A 25,402-nucleotide genomic window follows, 5' to 3' on the forward strand; every position below is an offset into this window, starting at 1 on the left:
TTTAGGTCAGGGAGTTTTTTCATTCCTCTATCTAATGTCTATCTCGTTCTCTTGTCAAGGGGGTTGAGCAATTACAAATTAAGAAATAACAGCGACATTTCATGATTTTTACCTTTCGGTCAGCGAAAAAGAGAATAAATCCATATAGGGCTTACTGACTCCGACAAAGAAACCGGGTTTTTATCTAATCTGTCGGTAGCCACGAAGTATTTTCCTAAAAAACCCGGTTTCTGGGCCCCTATCTCCAGGACTATTCTATCTACTATAATAGCATTAAACGAATTCAGGAAATATTTCCAAACTAAACCAGGGAACTGATTCAATGCCGTCTATATCTTTTGATGCTTACCTCAAGTCGATTCAAAATAACCTGCAAAAAGGTAGCGAGCGCAGCCATTATCCAGCGCTGAAAGATTTGCTGGATGACTCAGACAAGGGCATTGATGCCGTCATTGAAGAAAAAGGCAATAAGGCAGGGATTCCAGACTTTACCGTGCGGCGGCGGGAACTATTGGTGGGTTATGTAGAAGCCAAAGACGTTGGGCTAGACCTGGATCAGATAGAAAAATCGGAGCAATTGCAGCGGTATATAGAAGCGTTTCCGAATCTAGTATTGACCAATTATTTAGAGTTTCGTTGGTATGTGAATGGGAAGCGCAGGCAGAAGGAAATTTTAGCAGATCGTAATGAGAATAAGCTGGAAGCAAGAGCTACAGAAAAGATTGCGGCTCTGCTAGATCAGTTTATCAACTATACAGGCGAGATTATCAGCAGTCCTGAAGACCTGGCGCGACAGATGGCGAGGTTGACGAAGGCAATCCGGTTAGCAACAACAACTGCGCTGGAAGGAGAAAGGAAAGACGGTGAATTGCATCAACTGAAACAGGGATTTAGTGAGGTTTTGTTGCCCGATTTGAATGATGCTGATTTTGCTGATATGTATGCTCAGACGATTTCTTATGGGTTATTTGCGGCAAGAGTTGGTCATGCTCAAAATCCAGGGGGTGAACCGTTTACTCGGCGCACGGCTGGCACGTATATTCCGGCAACAAACCCATTTTTGAAGCGATTGTTTAATACGATCGTCGAAACGGATGCAGTCAGTCAGATCGATTGGGCGATCGACGATTTGGTGCAATTGCTGTCTCAGGTTGATATGGGTAGCATTCTCGAAAACTTTGGGCAGCGCACTCGGCAAGAAGACCCGGTGGTGCATTTTTATGAAACGTTTTTGGCGGCGTACAATGCAGCCCTGCGGAAGAGTCGAGGGGTTTATTACACACCGGAACCTGTGGTGTCGTTTATTGTGCGATCGGTTGATGCGATTCTCAAAGACCGCTTCGATCTGCCATTGGGATTAGCTGATAACGCCAAAGATGCAGTAACACAAAAGCCGAAAGTACAAATTCTCGACCCTGCCACGGGTACGGGTACGTTTTTGTATGAAGTGGTAAAGCAAATTTACCGCAATTTAGAAGAAATTGGCATGGCGAATCAGTGGGATAGCTATGTGCGAGATAATTTGCTGAATCGGTTGTTTGGATTTGAGTTATTGATGGCTCCCTATGCCATTGCTCACCTGAAGCTAGGGCTAGAACTTCAAGAGCTTGGTTACAAATTTAAGGGCAAACAACGATTAGGCATTTACCTCACCAATACGCTAGATGAGGCAATGAAAAAGTCAGAGATTTTGTTTGGTCAGTTTGTGGCAGAAGAAGCAAATGAAGCTTCGACGGTAAAACGAGATACACCTGTGATGGTGGTGTTGGGCAATCCGCCCTATTCAGGACATTCCGCAAATAAAAGCGAGTGGATCGCGGGTTTAGTTAAAGATTATTACTATGTAAATGGTCGGCCATTAGATGAAAAGAATCCCAAATGGTTGCAAGATGATTATGTAAAATTCATTCGCTTTGGACAATGGCGAGTCAGTGAAACTGGTTATGGTGTTTTAGCGTTTGTTACTAATCACGGTTATCTGGATAATCCAACGTTTCGAGGAATGCGCCAGAACTTGATGCAAACCTTTACTGATATCTACATTTTAGATTTACACGGTAATTCTAAGAAGAAAGAAGTTTCTCCCGATGGTTCACCCGATCAAAATGTCTTTGATATTCAACAGGGTGTGAGTATTGGAATTTTTGTTAAAGAACCTGGAAAGGATACACCAGCTAAAGTTCACCATGCAGAGTTATGGGGCGATCGCGCATCTAAATATGAAAGCTTAAGTTTATTAGATATTAATGATGTTGAATGGAAAGCTATTGAACCTCAATCATCATTTTATTTATTTTGCCCCCAAGACAGAAATCTTTTAGAAGAATATGATGAAGGCTGGAAAATCACAGATATATTGCCTGTTCATTCGGTGGGAATTGTCACGGCAAGAGATGATTTAACAATAAAGTTATCATTTCAAGAGGTTAAGGATACTGTTAAAGATTTTGTTTCACTTTCAATAGAAGACGCTAGACAAAAATATAATCTTGGTAAAGATGCACGGGATTGGCAAGTTGAGCTTGCTCAAAAAGATTTAAAGAAAACTGGTAGTGAAAATTCTAAAATCGTTCCTATTGTATATCGTCCCTTCGACACAAGATTTACTTACTATACAGGACAGACAAGAGGTTTTATTTGTATGCCTCGATATGAAGTGATGCAGCATATTTTAGATAAAGACAATCTAGCTTTTAGTACCACGCGCTCTATTGAAATAGGCGAGTGGGGGCATATTTTTTGTACTTCAAAAATTATTCAGCATCATACAGTATCTCTTAAAGAAGTAAATTATTTCTTCCCTCTTTATATTTATCCTGATACGAAAAATCAACAAGGCAGTTTATTTGTTGAAAAATCTTCTAATCTCTCTTCAGGTTTCATTGCAGCAATTCGAGAAAAATTGGGATCTATTCCCACCCCAGAATCAATCTTTTACTACATCTACGCCATCTTCCATAGCCCTACCTATCGCCAACGCTACGCCGAATTCCTCAAAGGCGACTTTCCTCGTGTGCCTTTGACCAGCAACGACCAGCTATTTAAAGACTTGGGTGCAAAAGGTCAGGCATTGGTAGACCTGCACCTGATGAAATCGAAAAAGCTGAATAAGCTGATTACTAAAATGAGTGGCGATGGTGACAATGCCGTTACCGAAGTTACCTATAAACCCGCAGAACAACGAGTTTATATTAACAAAACCCGCTATTTTGAAGGTATCGCCCCCGAAGTTTGGGAGTTTAAAATTGGCGGTTATCACGTGTTAGACAAATGGCTCAAAGACCGTAAGAAAGCCAAACGCACTTTATCCTTTGATGATGTACTGCACTATCAAAAGGTGGTGGTTGCGCTCACAGAAACCATGCAACTGATGGTAGAAATCGATCAACTGATTCCTGTTTTTCCCATAGAGTAAAGTTTAGGAGATGGTAAACAATGACACTGAAAGAATTAGAAAAACAACTCCTTGCCTTAACTCCCGCTGAAAAAACTCAGGCAATACAGCTATTAGTCCAAAGTTTAAGCAATACTTGGCAAGGAATAGAAAAAACTCCCGGCGTGTGTGGTGGTAGGGCTTGTATTGCGGGGACTCGTATCCCTGTTTGGGTAATGGTTGAAGCTCGTCGTATAGGATATAGTGAAGCCGATTTGCTAGAAAATTATCCCACTATTAGTGCGGCGGATCTGGCAAATACCTGGGCTTATGCTGATGCCTATCCTGATGAAATTGAACTGGCAATCCGGGAAAATGAGGAAGCCTAAAACATGGCGCGTTTATATTCAGATGAGCAATACCCAATAGCTGTTGTCAGAATTCTGCGAACTCTAGGTCACGATGTTTTAACTGTTCAAGAAGCAGGCAATGCTGGACTTAAAATTCCTGACGATCGAGTGTTAGAATTTGCAACGAGTGATTCTCGATCGGTGTTAACACTCAATCGGCAAGATTTCATCCGACTGCATCGCATCCAACCTAATCATTCTGGTATTATTGCCTGTACTAACGATCGCAACTGGGAAAGGTTGGCATCACGTATTGATGAAGCTATTTTTGCTGAAGAAACATTGACTGGCAAATTGATTCGGGTAATACGTCCCCAAAGCTGAAAAAAAGCCCCTCGCCCTTCCCGACCCAACAACCTTACAATTAAATCCCCCATTGCTCCCAAGATTAGGTAAAATTATTGGCGTGTCTGAGGATAAACTATATGCGCTGGGTTCAATATATTGCGATCGCCATTATCAATGGTTTCGGTGTCGTCATCGGTATTATTTGGGTTGCAGTCCCCACAACAGTGGCTCAACCTTCCCTAAACTACCAACTCGCACTCTCTGGGCGACAGCCAGACGGCGAAACTCCGCAATCCCTTTCCGAACTCTACAAATTGCGCGATCGCCTCAAAGTACAATTAGATAACCTTGCCAAAACTCCCGACAGCGCCCCGTTTCCTGCAGAACTTTGGAAATCAGCAATCCACCGCCAGCAATCCCAAACTCTGACGCAGCAACTCGAAAACGTTCAAAGTCAGATTCAAATAGAAGAAAGAGCCAAATATAATTGGGACGATGCTGCTCAATTAGCCGCCCAAGCAGTCTTAATTGGACGCACTTCTAATCCTTCTTCTGCTACCTGGGAACAGTCCCAGCGGCTGTGGGAGTTGGCTATCAATACCCTGCGACTCATTCCTCACGATTCTTTTTTGGCAGATCGGGCGATCGACAAAACCATCGAATACCAAGGAAACCTCAGTGTCGCTACCTATGAAATGCAAGTTGCACGTTCTATTGAGAAAGTTAGAGCCGAGGAAGAAGAGATAAGAGAGCGAGCTCGCAAAGAGCAAGAGAAAAAAGAATTTGCTCGTCGAGAAATAGAGAGAAAAGAGCAAGAGAAAAAAGACCGGGCTAGAAAAGAACTAGAAAGACAAGAATTTCAAAGGCAAGAATTAGCCCGGAAAGAACTTGAAAGGAAAGAACTAGCCCGTAAAGAACTTGAAAGGCAAGAGTTTGAAAAGCAAGAATTAGCCAGGAAAGAACTTGAAAGGCAAGAAGTTGAAAGGCAAGAGTTAGCCAGACAAGAACTTGAAAGGCAAGAATTAGCCAGGAAAGAAGTTGAAAGACAAGAACTTGAAAGACAAGAGCTAGCCAGGAAAGAAGTTGAAAGACAAGAACTTGAAAAGCAAGAATTAGCCAGACAAGAATTAGCCAGACAAGAACTTGAAAGACAAGAGTTAGAGAGAAATCAGCAAGCAACTCCTCAACCAACTCCAGAATCAACTGCAACACCAACTCCCGCCCCAGTTACGCCTGCTGCGTCCCCGTCGAACTTTTTGTTTGTGGGAGATACTAACAGAGATGGCCAAATTAACCAGCAAGACGACGCCGGAAAAGAACAATGGTCTTTGTCCAAGGGCGCGCTAATTTTATTTAACGGTCGCAATAACGACGATCGCGGCAAGATACCGACTTGGAAACAAACCAAAGTTAGCGCTCCCCGCCGTGCAGCAATGCTTTCTCAAGTTAACTTAACAATGTCTGAAAGCTTCAAAACCTCTCAGTTATTTATCACGGCTGACAGCATTGCTAGCCCTCACATAAGTGTTTTTCAGAAGACGGGCGACGGCTGGCAACCTGTAGATATATCCGGTGCTAAACCTCTAGTTTTCAGCACGAATATTGTTTTAGGTGTGGAAGCCAAACAATTTGCCGATCGCAACTGGAACGGCACTGTAAATCTCAAAGCAACTGCCCTAAATAACGGTCAAGAAATCGCTTCCACAACTATTCAAATGGGCGTTAGTCCTTGGATGATAGCGCCCAATACCGCACCAGTAACCGAAGTTCAGGTCAGCGACAGAGGCTCGGTAAACAGCGAATTTATCTCGCAACTAAAACAAGCAGTAGAACCCACGGGCGCTAGAGTAAAAATTCTCCAGGGCGATCGCACTTGGATGCAAGATACCCAGAAAAACGGCTACGTTCAACTCCCCGAAGAATCGGAGATACGCCAGTTTAATGTAGCCCTAAAAAGCAATAGCGAGCCAGAGAAAAACCCGCCTATTAAATCAACTCTAAACCGGGATTGGAAAATAGTAAAAATTGGCAGTCCTCGTTCTTTAGACCCTGTAAGTCAGTGGTCTGATGGATACGGCAATTTGCAGGTGACACCGCCGATTCCCGGACACCCAATGGGTCGAGTTTATTACGGGAATTCGGGAAATGCTAGTTTTAATCCAGAGGTACTTGATTTTATTCAAGCTCAGAGAATTCAAGGGCCGCCAGTGGATATTGATACTTCTTGGCTTTTGACTCGCCAAGTCGATGAAATTATCAATTTTATTCCCACTCAAACTCCCGGACAATATGTAATGGCGATCGCCAGTCCCGAAGCCGGAGTTAAGCTGTTGGAAGAATTGGAGGGAAGAGGTTACGGCGATGTGACGATCAATCGCGGTTTGAGCACTCAAACAACTGTCAGCGCCGCTTTGCAAAATCGCGCTTTAATTCAACACAATCTCTATTTGCAAAATCAGAAACTTAATCCGATTATAGAGAAGCTGAAAAGAGAATTTTTACTCGGAGACGACCAAATTATTCAAGTTCCGGTGATGTTTGGCTACAGCGGTTATGCTTGGTGGCCAAATATGGTCAATTCGGTGCCAGTTAACGGCAATTTGTTAGTTTCAAATCCGCGCGGGCCAATGATTGAGGGTGTAGATTACACTCAGGAAAGATTGCGCCAACTGCTGCTTCCTGCTGGCGTCAGCGTTAGTTTTCTGGATGACAGGTATTATCAAGAATTAAAAGGAAACGTGCAGTCAGCGACGAATACTGTGAGGAAGCCTGAAGATCGGCCTTTTTGGCAGTCTTTGCCTAATAATTGAACCCGGTAGTAAGTTGCGATCGCAATTTGTACTCAATATTTACGGAAAATGGGTAAATTGCGATCGTCGCAGCCGATAGATTTCTCGATCGACACCGACGGCATTTTGTCAAGGGCCTTGCCGTATTGGTGCTGTGCAGGCGATCGCACCAGTAACGTAAAATGTCTAAAAGCGGTATTTGTAAAATAAATTTAGCCCCATGAGCGACGAACAGGAAAAAAAACAAATTTTGACTCAGCCACCGGAAACAATTTCCACTGCTAGCGATGAGTTAGATAGCAGTGAAATTGACAGGACAGATTCAACTTCCGCCTCAGCAGAAACTCCCGCCGAAATTGCCGCGCCCGAAGATATTTCAGCCCCAATCGATGAGGCCGAAACAATTCCACTTACCGCCGATACCGCCCCGGAAACCACTCAACTTCCAAGTTATCCGACTCCAACAATTCCAACTGCCAACTCCGATCCAAAACCAGCCCGCTCTTGGCAAATCTTAGCAGTTTTTCTCAGCGGAATTTTGGTCGGTTCAGTCCTTAGTCTCGGCAGTTTGCTAGCGTGGAGAATGTATCAGGAAAGAGCGAACCTTCAAATCAAACTACCCGCTGACGTACCCCTTCCCGAAAGCCCTCCGCCTGTCCCAGCAGCGCCCGCCAACCGCCTGCCCGGACTTCCCCCAGCACCCGGCCCGGCACGGCCCGCCACAATCTATCCGTCGCCCCGTCCCACTCAAATACCCTCTCTGTCAGGGGTTCCGCAAATTGCTTCGCCGTCGCCGTCGCCGTTGCCTTCTCCTTCTCCTTCTCCCGCTGTGGTTGAAACCCCTGTAACCGAGCGAGTGTACTTTCAAGCTGGTGCTACGGGAACTACTCTGAGCAATAGTTTGCGAGCCAACATATCCAGGCGCTACTTAGTGGAGTGCAATAGCGGCCAAAGCATGACAATAAATGTTCAAGAAGGTCAAGTTAGCGCAGCAATTATTGCTCCTAGCGGTGAAAATTTAGGTACTGCTGATAGCAGAGGTCAGTGGCAAGGTAAACTAGCCAGTAGCGGCGATTATACTATTGAAATTTCAGGCGATCGCCAAGCAAACTACCAAGTGAAAATTGAAGTTAAATAGCAACTATAATTGTATCAGGGGGTAGTTACACAATACATAAACCCGCCCTGGTTGCCAAGTACAAATTACCCATTACTAATTACCAATGGTTGCACAAATATCTCCAAGCATCTATGAAGCAAAAACTCAAGAAATTGCCCAAGAAATCCTGCGGGCAACTCAAGAGAAAAAGCGCTCTTTTTTCGGTCAAATCCAAGACCAAATGCGCTGGGACGACAAACTGATGGATTGGGCGATGGCTAGCCCTGGACTGCGGGTGCAGTTGTTTCGATTTATTGACTGTTTGCCGGCCCTCCGCAGCAGGCCGGAAATTGCCCGCCACTTGCAAGAATACCTGACCGCCCAAGAGGTAGAATTGCCCGAAGCATTGAAAAAATTGCTCAACTTTGCTAGCCCTGACTCAGTTCCGGGTCAATTGGCAGCGACTACGGTTGCGCCTGCTGTGGAAACTTTGGCGCACAAGTATATTTCTGGGGAAAATATCAAGCAGGTAATTAAAACCTTAGAGCGACTTCGCAAAGATAAAATGGGTTTTACAGTTGACCTTTTGGGGGAAGCTGTCATTACTGAAGCGGAGGCGCAAATTTATCTTAACCGCTATTTGGAATTGATGGAGGAACTGGCTAAGGCAGCGAAGAATTGGCCGCAAGTAGATGCAATTGATAAAGCTGATGATGAAACTTTGCCGCGAGTGCAAGTATCCGTAAAATTAACGGCTTTTTATTCTCAGTTTGACCCTTTGGATGCTAAAGGTAGCGAGGAGAAAGTAAGCGAGAGAATTCGCATTTTACTGCGCCGCGCGAAGGAATTGGGAGCGGCCGTTCATTTCGATATGGAACAATATGCTTACAAAAGTTTAACTCTGAGCATTCTCAAAGACTTATTGTTAGAAGAAGAGTTTCGCAGTCGCACCGATATTGGAATTACATTGCAAGCATATTTGCGCGACAGTGCTCAAGATTTGCGAAACCTGATTTCCTGGGCAAAAAAACGCGGAAATCCGGTAACAGTGCGGTTGGTAAAAGGCGCTTACTGGGATCAGGAAACTATCAAAGCGATGCAGAAAGATTGGCCGCAGCCGGTCTACAATGACAAAGTTGCTACCGATGCTAATTTCGAGCAGATGACGCAGTTGCTGCTAGAAAATCACGAATATTTGTATGCAGCAATTGGCAGTCATAATGTACGATCGCAAGCCAGGGCGATCGCCATTGCCGAAACTCTCAACATCCCGCGCCGCCGCTTTGAAATGCAGGTACTGTACGGCATGGGCGACAAATTGGCTAAGCTTTTGGTCGATCGGGGTTATCGCGTCCGAGTCTACTGCCCCTACGGCGATTTGCTGCCGGGAATGGCTTATTTGATCCGCCGTTTGCTGGAAAATACCGCCAACAGTTCTTTCATCCGGCAAAGTTCCGAAGAAATGCCGATCGAACAATTGTTAGCCGCGCCCGTTGCTAACGGAAATGACCAGCTAGTTTACAGCAAAGTATTTCCCAACGTTGCCGATACCGACTACGCCAATAGCAAATTGCGGCAACAAGCAGAAACAGCCATCAAATCAGTGCGCGCCAACTTAGGCAAAACCTATTTACCGCTAATCAATGGCGAGTACCAAAATACGGAAACAACAGTTAATTCCCTCAACCCTTCCAATCCCACAGAAGTAGTCGGCAAAATCGGATTGCTTTCCGAAGCACAAGCCAAACAAGCCCTTGAAGCAGCAAAATCAGCCTTCACCGGTTGGCGAAAAACCCCCGTCCGCCAGCGCGCCGGCGTCCTCCGCAAAGCCGCAGAATTGATGGAACAGCGGCGGCACGAACTGTCAGCTTGGATGGTGTTTGAAGTCGGCAAACCCGTCAGAGAATGCGATGCCGAAGTCTCCGAAGCTATAGATTTTTGCCGCTATTACGCCGACGAAATGGAACGGTTAGAACAAGGTAAAAATTACGACATCCCCGGAGAAACAAACCGCTATAGCTATCAGCCGCGCGGCATTTCTTTAATCATTTCACCTTGGAATTTTCCCCTCGCAATTCCTGTCGGCATGACAGTTGCATCGCTGGTTGCTGGAAATTGTACTTTACTCAAACCTGCGGAAGTTTCCTCAGTAATTGCAGCCAAAATCACAGAAATTTTGCTAGAAGCCGGCATCCCCAAAGGCGTATTTCAATACGTGCCTTGCAAAGGTTCAACCGTCGGCGCTTACATGGTGAAACATCCCGACGTTCACATGATTACTTTCACCGGTTCTCAGGAAGTTGGCTGTCAGATTTATGCCGATGCTGCGATTTTGCAGCCTGGACAAAAACACCTGAAACGAGTAATTGCTGAAATGGGCGGCAAGAATGCAATTATTGTCGATGAAAGTGCGGATTTAGACCAAGCAGTTGCAGGCGTAGTTTATTCGGCATTTGGCTACAGCGGCCAAAAATGTTCCGCTTGTTCGCGAGTAATTGTGGTCGAATCGGTGTACGATACTTTTGTGGAAAGATTGGTAGAAGCGGCGCGATCGCTCAATGTCGGCCCAGCAGAAAATCCCGGCACTCAAGTCGGCCCTGTGATCGATGCAAATGCCCAGTCGCGCATCCGCGAATACATCGAAACAGGCCGCGCCGAAGCTAAGATAGCTTTAGAAATGCCGGCACCGGAAACCGGTTATTTTGTCGGCCCAGTCATTGTTACGGAAGTATCGCCGACAGCAACTATCGCCCAAGAAGAAATTTTCGGCCCGGTTTTGTCCGTGATTCGGGCAAAGAATTTCAGCGAAGCGATTGTTATTGCTAACGGCACGAATTTTGCTTTAACCGGCGGATTGTATTCTCGCACGCCTTCGCATATCGATCGAGCCGCATCCGATTTTGAAGTCGGAAATCTGTACATCAATCGCGGAATTACCGGCGCTGTGGTATCGCGGCAACCCTTCGGAGGATTCAAACTTTCGGGAGTTGGTTCTAAAGCAGGTGGCCCGGATTATTTGCTGCAATTCCTCGAACCCCGCACCATAACTGAAAATATTCAGCGACAGGGTTTTGCGCCGATTGAAGGAGTCGATGATTAATCATTCATTTGTTGGCAGTGAGGACTGAAGTCCTCTCTCTGGCTGTTAAGTTGGTAAGGTGCGCTAGGCGCACCTTACGGCTGGGGTAACAGAAAAAATTTGTGCGAGATTAGCTAGTTATAAAATGGAATCTACGAAAGATCGCGATCGACTAAATTCTCACAACCCTCCACTTGACAAGTGGCTGCGATTTTTAATTATAGCCGTATTAGTCATAGGTATTTTATTTCGCTTCGCCAATCTCGATCGCAAATTTTACTGGATCGACGAAACATATACTTCTTTGAGAGTTTCGGGCTACACCGAAGCCGAAATAATCAAACAAATTTCCTACCAGAAAATAACCTCGCCTGCGGATTTACAAAAATATCAGCAGATAAATTCCGAAAAAACTGTAAGGGATACCCTGAATTCTTTAGCAACAGAAGACCCCCAACACCCGCCGCTGTATTACGTACTAGCGCGGTATTGGGCGCAATGGTTCGGCAGTTCCGTTGCAGCAATGAGAAGTTTGGCCGCCGTGATTAGCCTGCTAGTATTTCCGGCAATTTATTGGCTGGCTTGGGAGTTATTTGAATCTTCAGCCGTAGCGTGGATGGCGATCGCAATTTTCGCAATTTCTCCCTACCACATCCTATTTGCCCAAGAAGCGAGACAGTACAGTTTGTGGACAGTAACTACTATTTTATCGAGTGCAGCCTTGCTGCGAGCAATGCGCCCTGAGTCAACTCAAAATGCTGTCGCCCTCGTTCTTTCCTGGGCGCTTTATGCAGGCACAGCAACACTGGGATTTTACACACACTTGTTATTTGTCTGCGTCGCTGCCGCCCACGCGATCTACGTCGCAGTTATTGCCAACTGGCGCGATATAAAAACATTCATTTCCTATTATGTAGCATCTTTAATCGCTTTGATCGGCTTCATGCCTTCCCTGGTACATACTGTAGAAAACTTCAATCAAGTTAGAAGCACAACAGCATGGGCAGAACAAACAAATTACTTAAGATTAGTCAGCAGGTGGGTTGGTTCTATCAGCATAGCATTTTTTGATATTGGCATTGATGGAACTGCCAACGCCACACAACTAGCTTTGCTAATTCCAGTTGGTATCATGATTTTAGCTTTGGTCGGCTATGCCCTTTATTATCTATGCCGACAAACACCAAAGCGAGTGTGGTTGATTGTATTGTTATTAATTGTAACAACTGCTGTGTTTTTAGCAGTACCCGATCTAATCAAGGGTGGAAGGCGATCGGGAAATCCGCGATATTTAGTTCCTTGTTATGTGGGAATTCAGCTAGCAGTGGCTTACCTGCTGTCTGCAAAAATTAGTAACAATTTGGAGAAGTTAAAACAGCCAAAACTGTGGAAAATCGTTATAGTTGCAGTTTTGTCCGCAGGTATTATATCCGGTGGAGTTAGTTCTCAAGCAGATATTTGGTGGAATAAAGGCAGCGGTTGGTTGGGTGCCTTGGAAGTAGCCGCGAATGTCAATCAAGCCAGCAATCCGCTAATTATCAGCGATGCCAATATCGCATATATCATGCCTTTAAGTTATTACCTAGAACCCAAAGTCAAACTGCTAATAGAACCCCACTGTTACACTTCTTGCTACAAAAATCGAGAATTGCTAAAGAAAAAACCCCAACCCCCGCAAATTCCCGGCGGTTTCAGTGAGTTGTTTTTATACAGACCGTCCTCTACTTTGCGATCTGCAATTCAGCAACAAAACTATCAAATAGAGCCGGCTGACACTAATGTCGAGCTTAATCTGTGGAAAATTACCAAAAAATAATCTCAAACATTAAGGCAAAAAACACGGGTTGGCTGCCAAAAAATAAGTGTCTTATTCACTGCGACATACTGACCATAAACGGCATTTTTGGAAGGTATGTCGCAAGTAGAGTTCGATAGATTTGCTTTTCGTGATAAGCTAAAAGTTAAGAATCAAAAATAACATCAAAAATCTCAAATGACAGTCACTGAAACCTCCAACATTCGTAAACTGCTGTGCGATCCAGACTTAGGGCTGATTCCTCACCTAGAAAAGTGTCTGAAAGATTTGCACTCATCTGCGATCGCCAGTGGAGAGAAATTCAAGGTAGAACCTTACGATATAGAACTCAAAAGCTGCCACACCCAGAAGCATCCCAACGACCAAAAACCTCTCGTCACCCAGTCAGTGTTAATAAAAGTTCCCCTGACTGGGAAAGTTCAAGACAAGATGCACCTATATCTGATCGCAACTGAATTGCAGAACCAAATCGACTTCAAAATTATCGACTGGAGTGCCTTAGAACGCCGCCAATACGACATTCATGGCATCCCCTTAAAGCAGCCGATCACCAAAATAGACGGTCAGATGAATTACGAATTAGTATTCGATCGACCAGGCTACTGCTGCATCACCCTCTGCCGCCAATTTGACTTAACTTACGCCGCCAATTTTTAATACCAATTCCCAAAAGTAGGGACACGGCATTCCGTGTCCGGCGCGGGGAGTAGGACACGGCATTGCGGTGTCCCTACGGTTCGCTTTTAATAATTGGTAGAAGATTGAGGATTGTAGATCGATCGCACTTGCATCAAATTCAAACCGATCGATTCGCAGTTTCCGCAAGAATCCTCTTAATATCAGCAGGAGTCAGACTCGGATTAGCTTGCAACATTAAAGCTATCACGCCGGATACTTGTGGCACTGCCATTGAAGTACCCGCAAAATATCGATAAGGAATCCCCGGTTGAGAAAGTGGCACAGTTGAATAAACATCACCAGAATCCGTCGTGCCAGCGTCGCCGCCCGCAGCAACAAAATAATTAATAGTCCCCGCACCTGCCCGGTTAGAATAATCCGCAAACAAGCCATTTCGGCTAACAGCACCGACAGCAATTCCTACCTCATTGGCAAACCGAGCCGGATAATCTACTTGTGGGCGAGCATCATTTCCCGCCGCCGAAATCACGATCGCCCCTTGAGCTTCGGCCGCTCGAATCGCATCCAATTCTTGAGCATTCAACTGTAGGCCACCCAAACTCACATTTATTATCTTTGCTCCATTTGCCACCGCATAATTAATCGCATTAATTTCATCCCGAATTTTACCCACCCCTGCCCCATCAAGTATTTTCACAGGCATAATCTTCGCAGTCGGAGCCGTTCCAGTAATCCCAACCCCATCTTTTTTCGCAGCAACTAAACCCGCTATATGAGTGCCGTGATTGTTATCATCCATCGGGTCATTATCGTTGTTGACAAAATCCCATCCTCGGAAATCGTCAACAAAGCCATTATTGTCATCATCAACCCCGTTGCTAGCTTTATTCCGACCGATCGCATCAACACCGGTTTCCCCCGCATTGCTCCAAATATTCCCCGTTAAATCCGGGTGATTGTAGTCAACTCCGCTGTCAATAACTGCCACCACAATTCCGTCTCCAGTCAAGCCCCTGGCCCAAACCTCTGGAGCTTTAATTAAATCTCTACCCCACTCGTCGCCGCCCAAATCGGGAACATCAGGAAAAGTTGCAGTACCTTGAGCTTTAGCAACTGCCGCTGCTGCATTCACCAAACCGAACCCAAAACGAGAGTCAAAACCCTGCAAGTTGCTCGCATTGTTAGTAAAAACAGTTGTAGGATTTGCAGACAGATTGAGGGAGAAATTTGTACTGCCTTGGTATTGATAAACTCGGACAAAGTAAGTTCCTGCGGCTAAACCGTTGATGTCGATCGACTCCGGCGATAAATTCGGTTGTTGAGAAGAAGCAATAATATCGGTGAAGTCAATAGAATTGTCGCCGTTAAGATCTTTAATTAGAGCAACATCAACATCCGCCGTCAAACCGCTGACAGTTAATTTAAAGTCGCTAGTTGCAGGCAAAGTAAAGCGGTAAAGGCCGTCTGGCCGGGCGTTGCTAACTGAATCTGCGATCGTTTGAGTGTCGCCCAAAATGCCTAAATCGCGAGCTTCGCTTAGTTGGTTGCCCAATACGGTAGTTGCAGAGATGAATGTATCGGCGAGGTCTTGTGGAGATGCGTTGGCTACCAAGCCTAAAATAGCATTGGATTGGCGAATTTTAATTAATGTATTGGAAATACCGGGGGCGATCGATATTTCTTCGAGAATCAAGTCAGCTTCGGTAAGATTGTCAGTCAGTCCGATCGAATCCACAAAACTGTTAAAGTCAGTAATAACGTCAGCAGCAGCCGGATCGGAGACTGCGGAGTCGCTGCGGAGGACAAAGGTATCTGGGCCCAAACCCCCTGTCAGCGTATCTTTGCCCCCATCGCCCACTAAAACGTCGCTGCCGTCGCCACCGTTGAGGGCGTCTCCTCCCTTGCCTCCTTGCAAGGTATCGCTGCCCCCATCGCCAAACAGGATGTCGCTGCTGACACCGCCGTTGAGCAAATCGTTGTCCGCACCCCCTAACAGCGTATCGGAATTACTGCCGCCGAGAATGCGATCGTTACCATTATCACCGCTGATGCGATCGGCATCCGACGAACCGACAATAAAATCGTTGCCGCCGAGGGCAAAAAATCCGTTAGGATAAGGAGTCAAAAAGCCCGGAGTCAAGGCGAAACTATTGGGGCTATCATCTAAAAGATAGGAAAGACCGTCAGGGCTCGGGCCGGGCATAGAAATGTACTCCTAGTGAGGTATATCGATCTAAATTTTAGATTTTAAATTTAAGTTTGTGGTTAAAAACGCCCTAAATAGTCTGTAAAGCGGGCATTACGCACAGTCTGTGGAGGCCTGGATAGGTTGGGTTAAACAGATTTATTCCGTCATATCATGCCCTGTAAATTAACCACAATTCCGCCTTAGCCCATCTAAAATATAAAATCTAAAACAGTATAACTTAATCCCAAATTCAAAATCGGGATCGGAAAATGGGAAAACAACACTTGCATCGAATTCAGAAATTTTTCAACCTCGCGAAATCGCATTTAAAGCCTTATTTGCGCTATTTGATTTTGGGCGGGACTTTTTTATTTATTGCCAAAGCTTTTTTAACTCACTGGCGAGAAGTTGCGAATATCCAAATTCGAGCCGAAAGTTTGCCGTTGCTGGCGATCGCCCTCGGCGTCACTTTACTTTCTCTAATTTTTGTCGGCTGGGTGTGGATGTTGATTTTGCGGGAATTCCGCCAACCTGTAACTGCGGCGTGGGCGATTCAAGTTTTTCTCAAAACTAATATTGCCAAGTATTTACCGGGGAATATTTGGCATTTTTGGGGTCGAATATTGGACGCCAAAAAAGCAGGCATTTTCCCGAAAGCTGCTACTCTCAGCGTGTTGCTGGAACCGCTGCTGATGGCTTCGGCGGGCGTTTTGATTGGGTTGATTTGTTTTGACAAATTCAATTTGTTTTTGCGGATTGTCGGTTGTGCTGCTATTTTAACGGCGATTCATCCCCGCATTTTAAATCCGATCGTTCTCTTTGTAGAGCGGTTGAAGTTATCAAAGAACAATGGGGAAAATTCAGAAGTTGGGGAGGAGCGAGGCGAGCGACCAACTTTGCGTTTAGAGTCTACCTCCAGTATAACTAAAAAAACCTCTAGTGTCAAGTCTAAGCGCCAAATTAATTTGCCAATTAAACGCTATCCTTTAGTGCCGTTAATCGGACAAATGTGTTTTATCGGATTGCGGGGATGCGGATTTTTGCTAACGGTAATGGCTTTAACTCCGGTGAATTTTAGCAGTATTCCCAACTTGTTCGGTGCTTTTTGTTTTGCGTTTGTTGTCGGTTTAGTTGTGCCTGGTGCACCGGGGGGAATGGGAGTATTTGAAGCAACGGCGATCGCCCTGCTGTCCGATCGCTTTTCTACGGGTATAATTCTGAGTGCGGTGGCTTTGTATCGGATAATTAGCATTCTGGCGGATGTTTCCGGTGCTGCTTTGGCAAAGATCGATCGCCAGCGCGATCGGCACAGTAAAAAAAGGTGAATTTAAAACTAAATATTGTCGTGATTGTAGGGTGCGGGGCCGATAAGGTGTGAGATGACAGCAGATTGCAGGTAATAGGAATACAGCAATCAATCTGCCAACCGAATTGATGATTTTATCAGGCAAAAGCAGGTTAGTGTAGCTAGCGCCTTATTTTTTGAACAAGCAATTGGGCCGGAGGAATAGCTGCCGAGCCCAATTGCATAGATGCCTTGATCCGGCCCGTGCGATCGCTCTAGGCTTTGAAGAAAATGCTAGCATTCAGGGCATCTTGAGCTACCCCAGACACTATAACCAAATAATTATTACCCACTTTGATAGCCGTAGAAGCCACAGGTGTCGCGCCCTCAAGCTGCAAATTCACAGGCTCAAAAGTGAGAGCAGAAAATGTTAGTCCTTCCATCAAACCAATTGAATCTCCAGGGCGGAAGTCCGTAATCACATCTGTTTGATTAATCGGAGTTGTATCTTCATCTGGGCCGAAGAAGAAAGCATCATTGCCATCACCGCCTGTGAGAATGTCTTGGCCGCGATCGCCTATGAGTATATCGTTGCCCGCACCGCCATTGAGAGTATCATTTCCCTTGCCGCCGCGTATAACATCATTGCCCTCTCCTCCTATTAGGCTGTCATTGTCGTTATTACCGCTGAGGAAGTCGTTGCCAGCACCGCCATCAATGCTATCGGAGCCTTTTCCGCCTAACAAAATGTCGTTGCCACCCAGTCCGTTAAGTGTATCAGCACCTTGATTGCCACTGAAGGTGTCATCGTTATTCGTACCTGTTAAAGAGTCATTGCCGGATAGGGCTACGATTCCTTTACCCATCGCGTCTGGGGGTATAACAGTATCAGCATTGTCTGTGAAGAAATAAAATCCAGGCCCGCTAAGATTTTGTGGCAGTCCCGTAGGTTCACCGCCGTCTGTGGCATTGGGTTTGGGTGAAAAGATAGAGACTAATGGTGCAGGTGTCGGTGTTGGAGTCGGAGTTGGAGTGGTTGGTGGTGTCGGAGTTGGCGTTGGAGTCGGAGTGGTTGGTGGTGTCGGAGTTGGCGTTGGAGTCGGAGTTGGAGTGGTTGGTGGTGTCGGAGTTGGCGTTGGAGTCGGAGTTGGAGTTGTTGGTGGTGTCGGAGTTGGCGTTGGAGTCGGAGTTGGAGTGGTTGGTGGTGTCGGAGTTGGAGTTGGCGTTGGTGTAGGCGTTGGTGTAGGCGTTGGTGTCGGAGTTGCCGTTGGTGATCCTACACTGATGTCAACCTTGCTGCTATTGTTGGTGGCATCAGGGTCATTGTTGTCGGAAGTAACCGCGACGTTGTTAGAGATAGTTTTTCCGGTACTACCCGAATTTACTGTGGCTTTGAGGCTAAGGGTCGCAGTGCCATTAACAGCTAAGTTGGTTAATTTCCAGATACCAGTAGTAGGGTCGTAAGTGCCTTGGCTGGGGGTATTTCCTGTGAGGGTGAGGTCTGTTGGCAACAAGCTCGTTAGCTTGACGTTACTAGCATTGCCACCCAAAGAAACACTATTGAAAGTGTGAAGGGGAGAGTTTTTAGCGGTGACGGTATAGGTGACGGTATCTCCTTCTTTCGGTGTGGCATTGTCTACAGTCACATTCACCCCTAACTCAGCGTTCAATTTCCAACCCGTATCTTGAAGTACCCCAAGGGCAATTGGACCGGGAGTATGGACGGCTTCTCCTCGATCTCTTCCAGCTACCATCAAGTTATTGGGGTTCCCGAATGGATAAATAGAATCTTCTAAATGACCAAAATCAAAATCGCTAGGGGATCCGGTAAGTCGGGGGCGGTTGCCGCCATTGGCTGCGATCGCATTTGCACCCCCAAAGAAACCATTGCCGCTAGTTAATTGAGCGCCTAACTCAATAGAAGGGGATGGATAAGTAGGGTAAAGGCGCTCGCCAGAAATATTCTCCCTGAAAGTATCGAAGATGTTGGGAGTAACGTTTACGTACCTTCCTTGGTTGGAAGTATCCAAAACAGAAGCTGCACTAAACCCCAATGCGTGACCGAGTTCGTGCAAGGCAACTGTGGAAAAATCGAACTGTGTAGATACTGGTTTAGCATCAGTACCAAAATACCAGTCGGCTAAGCTATTCATCTGCACTTCAACGTCTGGATTTGCAGCACCATTAACGTCCGTGCTAGCTAACTGATTTGCCAGCGGGAACAAATATCTGATATTTGGTAACGGGGCACCAGTAAAGTCTTGAGCATCCGTCAAAGAGGTGTTACCAAGAGTTCCTGAACCTGAACCCAAGGATGATGACCAAGTAGCCTTAACTTCTACGTCTGCTTTTGATGTGTCAAGTAGCCGATTCCAGATATTAACTGCGTAATCAAACGCAGTTTTCGCTTGTGGAGGAAATAGTGCATCGTAAGTGACTTTAATCGCCAAAATCCCTTGGTAAGCCTCTTGCACCTGTGGCCCAAACGCCAAAGATGACTCGATCTTTCCAGTTGTATACCCCAATTCCCAGTCGCCACCTTTCTTAGCACTACCCGTCAGGCTAGTAGAAGCTGCCACATTAGCCCCTGTTAGCTGACTCAACCGCTGTGCGAAAGCAGCACCCAAATCTCCCTTTGCTACGTTGCAACCATACAGAAGAATCTCAGCATCACTTACCAGCCCCTTTGCCCATTCCTTTACCCACAGCACAAAGTCGTAATTTCGGGGGGGGGGGGGAGACACAACACCCCGTTTTTTTTCATTTATGATAAGGGTTGGGGTGAGAGCGTGATCGCTCAATGTATCCAAAGTCAACATCGTATTGCCCAGTTGCAGAGAACCGACAGCACCGTGGGATACAATGTGAACTGCTGAGAAGTTACCGCCCCGCAGTTTTTGAGCAATTTGTTCTACGCCGTTGTGATTAGAATCCAGCAGGATTACTTCTGTTCCAGGGGTAACGCCGTCAACTAGAGTCTTCCAGTCAGGGACAGCAGTATCGATAAAGGCAATCGCTTTCGGAGTTTCAGCGATCGCTTTGAGAGTTTGGGAAATTTTGTGTGGCATGATATACCTTTAGCTAGATGGAAACTGGGAAATTATGCGCTTGGGACGAGCGCAATTTAACTATTGTATGGCAGTGCTTAGTCCTTTTTCATTTGCTTGAATTAAACTTAATATTTTTTGGACTAAACTCAGTAAATTTGCGGAGAAAAAGCTTGTGGGAAGAGACTTCGTTTTTAAATTTAAGTATTACTTAAATGAATATACTTAAAGGGAAAATGGAGTAACAATGAAGTAGGGTGCGTCAGCTTGCATTATTTGCGTCACAAACTAACTATCTCAAAACTGACGCACCACGCAATAAATGGTGTCCCGGAATTCGACTTTCCGTGCCGAAAATAGGTTAATTTGGATTAAAGCATTTTTTCCAGAAATTGCTTGGCCCGATCGCACTTCGGGTTGCTAAAAAACTCCTGCGGCGGCACATCTTCCGCCACCTTTCCGCCATCCAAAAACAATATCCGGTGAGCGACTTCCCGCGCAAAACCCATCTCGTGAGTTACAATTGCCATTGTAATTCCCGTTTTTGTCAAAGCTTTCATTACATCTAACACTTCTTTAACCATTTCTGGATCGAGTGCAGAAGTCGGTTCGTCCATCAACAAAATTTCCGGTTCCATAGCCAAACAGCGGGCGATCGCCACCCGCTGTTTTTGCCCCCCCGAAAGCTTAGAAGGATAAACTTCGGCCTTATCTGACAAACCCACTTTTTCCAGCAATTCTAACCCCTTGAGACGCGCCTCATCCTTAGCCACCTGCTTCACCTTTACAGGCGCATACATGACATTTTGCAGCACAGTCATGTGCGGGAACAAGTGGAAATGCTGAAAAACCATCCCCACTTTCTGGCGGATTTTCATAATATCTGCCTTCGGCAAAGTAATATCCACTCCGTCAATGTATATGTTTCCAGAAGTAGGAATTTCCAGTAAATTCAAACACCGCAAAAAAGTAGACTTTCCGCAGCCCGAAGGGCCGATAATGGCAATCACTTCTCCTTTATGAATCTCAGTAGTTATCTCGCGCAAAACCTTCAGATTACCAAAAGATTTATACAGGCGATCGATCTTAACTGCTACTTTGGAGTCTGCGTTCGAGTACATTGGCCCCCCAAGTTAAACTAAGCACCATCAAATAATAAATTGCGCCGACAAATATCAAAGGTTCAAAGTAAATATACTTTTCTGCTCCCACAATTGTAGCGCGGCGCAGCAAGTCTTCTACGCCAATTACTGAAACTAAAGCTGAATCTTTGAGCAAAGCAATACTTTCATTCACCAATGCAGGCAAGATGTTTTTCAAAGCTTGCGGCAATATAATATCGCCCATCATCAGTTTGTAGGGAACGCCAAGGGATTCTGCGGCTTCTTTTTGACCTTTATCTACGGCTTGAATTCCCGCGCGGATTGTTTCGGAAATATAAGCTCCAGAATTCAGGAAAAAAGTAATCACGCCAGCTTGCAGCGCCGATATATTATAGCCCGTAAGCTGCGGCGTTGCAAAATAAACTAAAGTCAACTGCAAAATTAGCGGCGTTCCTCGAAAAATTGAGGTGTAAGCAGTGGCAAACCAGAACAGCGGTTTAATGCTAGAAATCTTAAACAGAGACAGGACGATTCCCCAGAGAAATCCGAGAAATGCCGACAGCAAGGTAAAAGTTAGCGTTACCCCAAGCCCGGACAAAATATAAGGCAAACTCGGCTCGATTTTGCCAAAATCTAACCCGAACTTTGGCGCTACCGGAGGCTGATTTGCTTGACCATTTTCTTGCGGAATCGGTCGAGAAAACCACTTAGTAGCTAGTTCCTTAATTTGACCGCTGGCTTTCATTTGCTGGAGGACTCGGTTGAATTCTGGAACTAATCTCGAACCTTTCGGAAAGGCGATCGCCGAACCGCTTTCTTCAGTATTCGGGATTGTGTTAAATTCCAAGTCCGGGTTCGCTGCGGCATAACCCGTAGCAACAGTATCCTCGATCACTCCTGCCGCGATGCGGTTCGATTTAATTTCTTGAATGATGTCAGGAATCCTATTGAGAGCAGCCAGTTGCACACCGGGCATTTTTTTCACAGCTTCCTGCTGAATGCTTCCGAGTTGAACGCCTACTTTTTTCCCGGCTAAATCTTCAGCTTTGGTCAAATTGCTGCCTTTATTGGCGACAATTGTATTTTGAGCTTCGTAGTAAAGGTCAGAAAAATCAACATTTTTTTTCCTTTCTGCTGTGGGAGTCATTCCAGCCATGACAAAATCGGCTCTTCCCGCCTGCAAAGCGGGAATTAAGCCGTTAAAATCCATGCCAATTACTTTCAGCTCGTAGCCTAATTTTTTAGTGATATATTTGGCAATATCGATGTCAAAACCGATGATTTCGTTGCCGCTAACAGCCGTATCTTTAAATTCATAGGGCGGGTAGTCTGGGGAAGTCGCCAGTGTTAAAGTCTTGTTGGCTTGGGCGTAGCTGGCGATCGCAATTAAACAAAAGGCGATCGCGATCGCCGCCGCCAGCATTGATTTTAATTTTAAACGTTTCATATCGAACATTGTCCTAAAAAATCCCCTCGCCCAGAATATATACCACAAATCGGAATCAAGTCACCATTGTAAAGGAAGATATACTCCTGGACGCACGGGTTGCCAGAAACGGGTTTGATGGACAAACACACTGCATAATTAGCCTTTAACAAGGGTAAAAAACCCGGTTATAAAGGTATTATTGCGCCCAGGGCTAAAGATAGATAATTGTGCCACCAACTTATATTTAAAAAATGTCCGAAATGCACATTTTTTAACATTTTAGAAAGTAAAGCTTGTCCGTACAACTCCCACCCATGTTGTACCGTTGTCCTATTTGCGATCGGTATTTGTAATCATCCAGCATATTCCATGTGTGGAACACGGTATTCAGTAGATCAGAGCAAAAGCTGATTGGGCGCGGGTTCCTTACGATTTGTTGGAACTGATCAGGAATCGGATTGTGAATGAGGTTAAGGGGGTGAACGGGGTGGTTTACGATATTACTTCTAAGCCGCCGGGAAAGATCGAGTGGGAGTAATACCATTGTCGATTATTGATTTTCGATTTGGATAAATGCCGTCTGTAAGTCCTGTGTTAATTACAGGACTTACACAGAAAATTTATAGTCTAAAAGTCAACTGTCAACTGTCAACTGTCAACTGTCAACTGTGTTGAATAGTGTTGCAAAAATGCTTCCAGTTCTGTCCGTCCTTGTTGGGTAATTGAGTTGTAGAAGACTTCTTTTTGTCCATTGGGAGTGTAGAAACGATAGAAGCGCCGATCTCGATCGATTGGTCGCAGGTATACTAAGGGAACGCCAACAGATGCAAGGAGTAGGGCTTTTTTGCGATCGCGCACCTGCACCTCTGGGCGATCGTGCCAATGAGATTGACATTCTATCACCAGTTTGGCTTGGCGACTAGCACAATAACCGCGTTCCATCAAGGCGATATCGACTCGGGAACTCACCCAAAATTTCCAAAGTTCAATGGGAAGACGGGTGAAAGTTTCTGGACGAGAACAGATGATTTCTAGGGGAACTTGGGGACAGTAACGGAAGCGATCGCCTAAAATCATCTCTAGAATATCGATAGCGATCGTTTCTAACTCGTTGATGATTTCTCCGCTTTGGAATTGGGGAAATGAAGACAAAGAATTGTCACAGTCAAAGGCGTATAGCATTAGTTTTATTTCCGATTACGGTTAGTGTGAATTAAAGGGGTTGTAGATGATTGTCCAAGCGTTTGCACCAATAGCGGTGGCAGTCCAAGCGCCCTTCTGGTAAGGTTTGCCTTCTTTCCGAGCGCGGTAGAGAGTTGTGGTGGATACCTCCAACAGTTGTGCGACTCTATGGGTTGTGCAGGATTGCTCAATTACAGTTGGTTGGGATGGGAGTTTTACCCTTCTCTTTTTGTTAAGGGAGTCGATGGGAGTAGGTGGCTCGTTTGGGAAAAGGCTGAGTTGAAAGGCTGTCATAAGCTGAACCTTTGAGTGCTAATGATTCAAGCCTATTGGAGTCAACTGGATTTCTCCAGAGCAAAACGGTTCAGAAAAAAGTGAACTGATCTGAACTGGTCAAGAAACTTGATGCTGACTATGCTAGGGATAGTTTTTATTGAGATTTTGTGCCTGTGCTGTTGTCCCGCCGTGGACTCAAGTCCACGGCTAATAGCGAAAGTCCACTTAAGTGGACTGAAGAACGCTTTTTTGGGTCAGCATTGAGTCCTCTTTTAGAGCATCCTACGGGCGTCGCACGCCCGTTATGAATCAAAGAAACAGTTTCGCTCGCCCAAAAGTTGCTAGCGATCGGATATATTATCTCTGTGTCCCGAGAGTCAGACCGACAAGTCAATGGTGCGATGCGTGAGCCTGATTTAGAGCATGGTCGTGGGCATGATGATTATGACATTGGTGAAGGGTAGTTTTACCCTATCCCGTTGAGGAGAATATAACATCACATCCGCCCACCGCTCGGGACACCTTCTAATTCGATCGCGAAAAGGAGTCATCTAATGATCCGACACAAGACAAACAAACCTGTTGCGGCTGAAATGTCGAATTTTACACAGATCAACCCAAATGCCGCAGGGATAGATATTGGCTCTGCTGAACATTGGGTTTGCGTTCCACCCGATCGAACGCCACAGAATGTACGTAAATTTAGTTGTTTTACCCCCGACTTAATCGAGATGGCATCTTGGTTATTGGAATGTCGAGTAGACACGATCGCGATGGAATCTACAGGAGTTTATTGGATACCAGCTTTTCAAATTCTCGAAGAAAGAGGTATCGAAGTCAAACTGGTAAATGCCCATCACGTCAAAACCGTACCGGGTCGAAAAACCGATGTTTTGGATTGTCAATGGTTGCAACAGCTACATACTTACGGTTTATTGTCCGGTTCCTTTCGCCCTGATGACCAAATTTGCGTTCTTCGCAGTTACATTCGCCACCGCGATAACTTAATCAAAAGCGGTAGCACCCACCTACTGCGGATGCAGAAAGCATTAACTCAAATGAATCTGCAACTAAATAAAGTCATCAGTGACATCACAGGAGTTACAGGGATGGCAATTATCCGCGCCATTGTAGCTGGAGAAAGGAACCCTCAAGTCTTAGCTGGCTTGAAAAATTCTCGGATTAAAAGTAGTACCGCCGATATTGCTAAAGCCTTGACAGGAGACTATCGAGCTGAGCATATATTTGTGTTAAAACAAGAGTTACAACTCTATGACATCTATCAAGGACAAATTGCTAACTGCGATGTCGAGATCGATCGATATTTAGCCAGCTTTGCCGAGGGAGAACACAATCCCCCACCAGACCCTCCCAAACGCGGTAAAAGAAAGCCCAGAGG

General features: G+C 45.4%; 16 protein-coding genes and 1 pseudogene. 11 read left to right on the forward strand and 6 right to left on the reverse strand.

The features are described 5' to 3' along the window. The first annotated feature begins 415 nt into the window (after nucleotides 1-415). From QUA33_RS23985 to QUA33_RS24020, 8 genes are all read left to right on the forward strand, one after another. Nucleotides 416-3,415 (forward strand): type ISP restriction/modification enzyme, encoded by a 3,000-nt coding sequence (locus QUA33_RS23985; RefSeq protein WP_333151773.1) that lies wholly within the window; start codon nucleotides 416-418, stop codon nucleotides 3,413-3,415. A gap of 20 nt (nucleotides 3,416-3,435) precedes the next feature. After that, nucleotides 3,436-3,762, forward strand: a complete 327-nt coding sequence (locus QUA33_RS23990) for a DUF433 domain-containing protein (RefSeq protein WP_333136494.1) — start codon at nucleotides 3,436-3,438, stop codon at nucleotides 3,760-3,762. Between the two features lie 3 nt (nucleotides 3,763-3,765). Then, complete coding sequence (locus QUA33_RS23995) at nucleotides 3,766-4,107, forward strand: DUF5615 family PIN-like protein (RefSeq protein WP_333151775.1); 342 nt, start codon at nucleotides 3,766-3,768, stop codon at nucleotides 4,105-4,107. Between the two features lie 101 nt (nucleotides 4,108-4,208). Further along, the gene (locus tag QUA33_RS24000) at nucleotides 4,209-6,881 is read left to right on the forward strand and encodes a protein-arginine deiminase family protein (protein ID WP_333151777.1); all 2,673 of its coding nucleotides are present in this window, start codon (nucleotides 4,209-4,211) and stop codon (nucleotides 6,879-6,881) included. A gap of 199 nt (nucleotides 6,882-7,080) precedes the next feature. Continuing rightward, a complete protein-coding gene (locus QUA33_RS24005) occupies nucleotides 7,081-7,998 on the forward strand; it encodes a hypothetical protein (RefSeq protein WP_333151779.1) in 918 nt (305 codons plus the stop codon). Nucleotides 7,999-8,083: 85 nt separating this feature from the next. Next, nucleotides 8,084-11,059, forward strand: coding sequence for an L-glutamate gamma-semialdehyde dehydrogenase (pruA, locus tag QUA33_RS24010; protein ID WP_333151781.1), 2,976 nt, complete (start codon nucleotides 8,084-8,086; stop codon nucleotides 11,057-11,059). A 124-nt stretch (nucleotides 11,060-11,183) separates the two neighbouring features. After that, on the forward strand, nucleotides 11,184-12,854 hold the full coding sequence (locus QUA33_RS24015) for a glycosyltransferase family 39 protein (protein ID WP_333151783.1): 1,671 nt from the start codon (nucleotides 11,184-11,186) through the stop codon (nucleotides 12,852-12,854). A 177-nt stretch (nucleotides 12,855-13,031) separates the two neighbouring features. Further along, nucleotides 13,032-13,511, forward strand: coding sequence for a hypothetical protein (locus QUA33_RS24020; protein ID WP_333076325.1), 480 nt, complete (start codon nucleotides 13,032-13,034; stop codon nucleotides 13,509-13,511). 139 nt (nucleotides 13,512-13,650) lie between these two features. Here QUA33_RS24020 and QUA33_RS24025 read toward each other — a convergent pair whose 3' ends face one another. Further along, on the reverse strand, nucleotides 13,651-15,696 hold the full coding sequence (locus QUA33_RS24025) for a S8 family serine peptidase (protein WP_333151785.1): 2,046 nt from the start codon (nucleotides 15,694-15,696) through the stop codon (nucleotides 13,651-13,653). A gap of 254 nt (nucleotides 15,697-15,950) precedes the next feature. Between QUA33_RS24025 and QUA33_RS24030 the strand changes: the two genes are divergently transcribed. Further along, nucleotides 15,951-17,006 (forward strand): UPF0104 family protein, encoded by a 1,056-nt coding sequence (locus QUA33_RS24030; RefSeq protein ID WP_333151788.1) that lies wholly within the window; start codon nucleotides 15,951-15,953, stop codon nucleotides 17,004-17,006. 235 nt (nucleotides 17,007-17,241) lie between these two features. Here the strand turns inward: QUA33_RS24030 and QUA33_RS24035 are convergent, their stop codons facing one another. The 3 genes from QUA33_RS24035 to QUA33_RS24045 form a co-directional block, all read right to left on the reverse strand. After that, nucleotides 17,242-20,034 carry a DUF4347 domain-containing protein gene (locus QUA33_RS24035; protein WP_333151790.1) on the reverse strand — a complete coding sequence of 931 codons (2,793 nt, stop codon included), beginning with the start codon at nucleotides 20,032-20,034 and terminating at the stop codon, nucleotides 17,242-17,244. 350 nt (nucleotides 20,035-20,384) lie between these two features. Continuing rightward, on the reverse strand, nucleotides 20,385-21,134 hold the full coding sequence (locus QUA33_RS24040; RefSeq protein WP_333151792.1) for an amino acid ABC transporter ATP-binding protein: 750 nt from the start codon (nucleotides 21,132-21,134) through the stop codon (nucleotides 20,385-20,387). After that, nucleotides 21,100-22,563 carry an ABC transporter substrate-binding protein/permease gene (locus QUA33_RS24045; RefSeq protein ID WP_333151793.1) on the reverse strand — a complete coding sequence of 488 codons (1,464 nt, stop codon included), beginning with the start codon at nucleotides 22,561-22,563 and terminating at the stop codon, nucleotides 21,100-21,102. Before QUA33_RS24045 ends, QUA33_RS24040 begins: the two co-directional genes overlap by 35 nt. 388 nt (nucleotides 22,564-22,951) lie before the next feature. On the opposite strand from QUA33_RS24045, the pseudogene QUA33_RS24050 reads away from it, so the two are divergent. Next, a pseudogene (locus QUA33_RS24050) lies at nucleotides 22,952-23,083 on the forward strand (GMP synthase (glutamine-hydrolyzing)); the annotation flags it as partial. A 110-nt stretch (nucleotides 23,084-23,193) separates the two neighbouring features. On the opposite strand, the gene QUA33_RS24055 reads toward QUA33_RS24050, so the two are convergent. Both QUA33_RS24055 and QUA33_RS24060 read right to left on the reverse strand, forming a co-directional pair. Then, nucleotides 23,194-23,727 carry a DUF2726 domain-containing protein gene (locus QUA33_RS24055; RefSeq protein WP_333151795.1) on the reverse strand — a complete coding sequence of 178 codons (534 nt, stop codon included), beginning with the start codon at nucleotides 23,725-23,727 and terminating at the stop codon, nucleotides 23,194-23,196. Nucleotides 23,728-23,748: 21 nt separating this feature from the next. Next, nucleotides 23,749-24,021 carry a hypothetical protein gene (locus QUA33_RS24060; protein WP_333151797.1) on the reverse strand — a complete coding sequence of 91 codons (273 nt, stop codon included), beginning with the start codon at nucleotides 24,019-24,021 and terminating at the stop codon, nucleotides 23,749-23,751. A gap of 575 nt (nucleotides 24,022-24,596) precedes the next feature. Between QUA33_RS24060 and QUA33_RS24065 the strand changes: the two genes are divergently transcribed. Beyond that, nucleotides 24,597-25,402 (forward strand): IS110 family transposase (locus tag QUA33_RS24065; RefSeq protein ID WP_333151799.1); only part of this gene is annotated, 806 nt, incomplete at its 3' end.

The sequence above is a fragment of the Microcoleus sp. Pol14D4 genome (assembly GCF_036701245.1).
Classification (GTDB): Bacteria; Cyanobacteriota; Cyanobacteriia; order Cyanobacteriales; family Microcoleaceae; genus Microcoleus.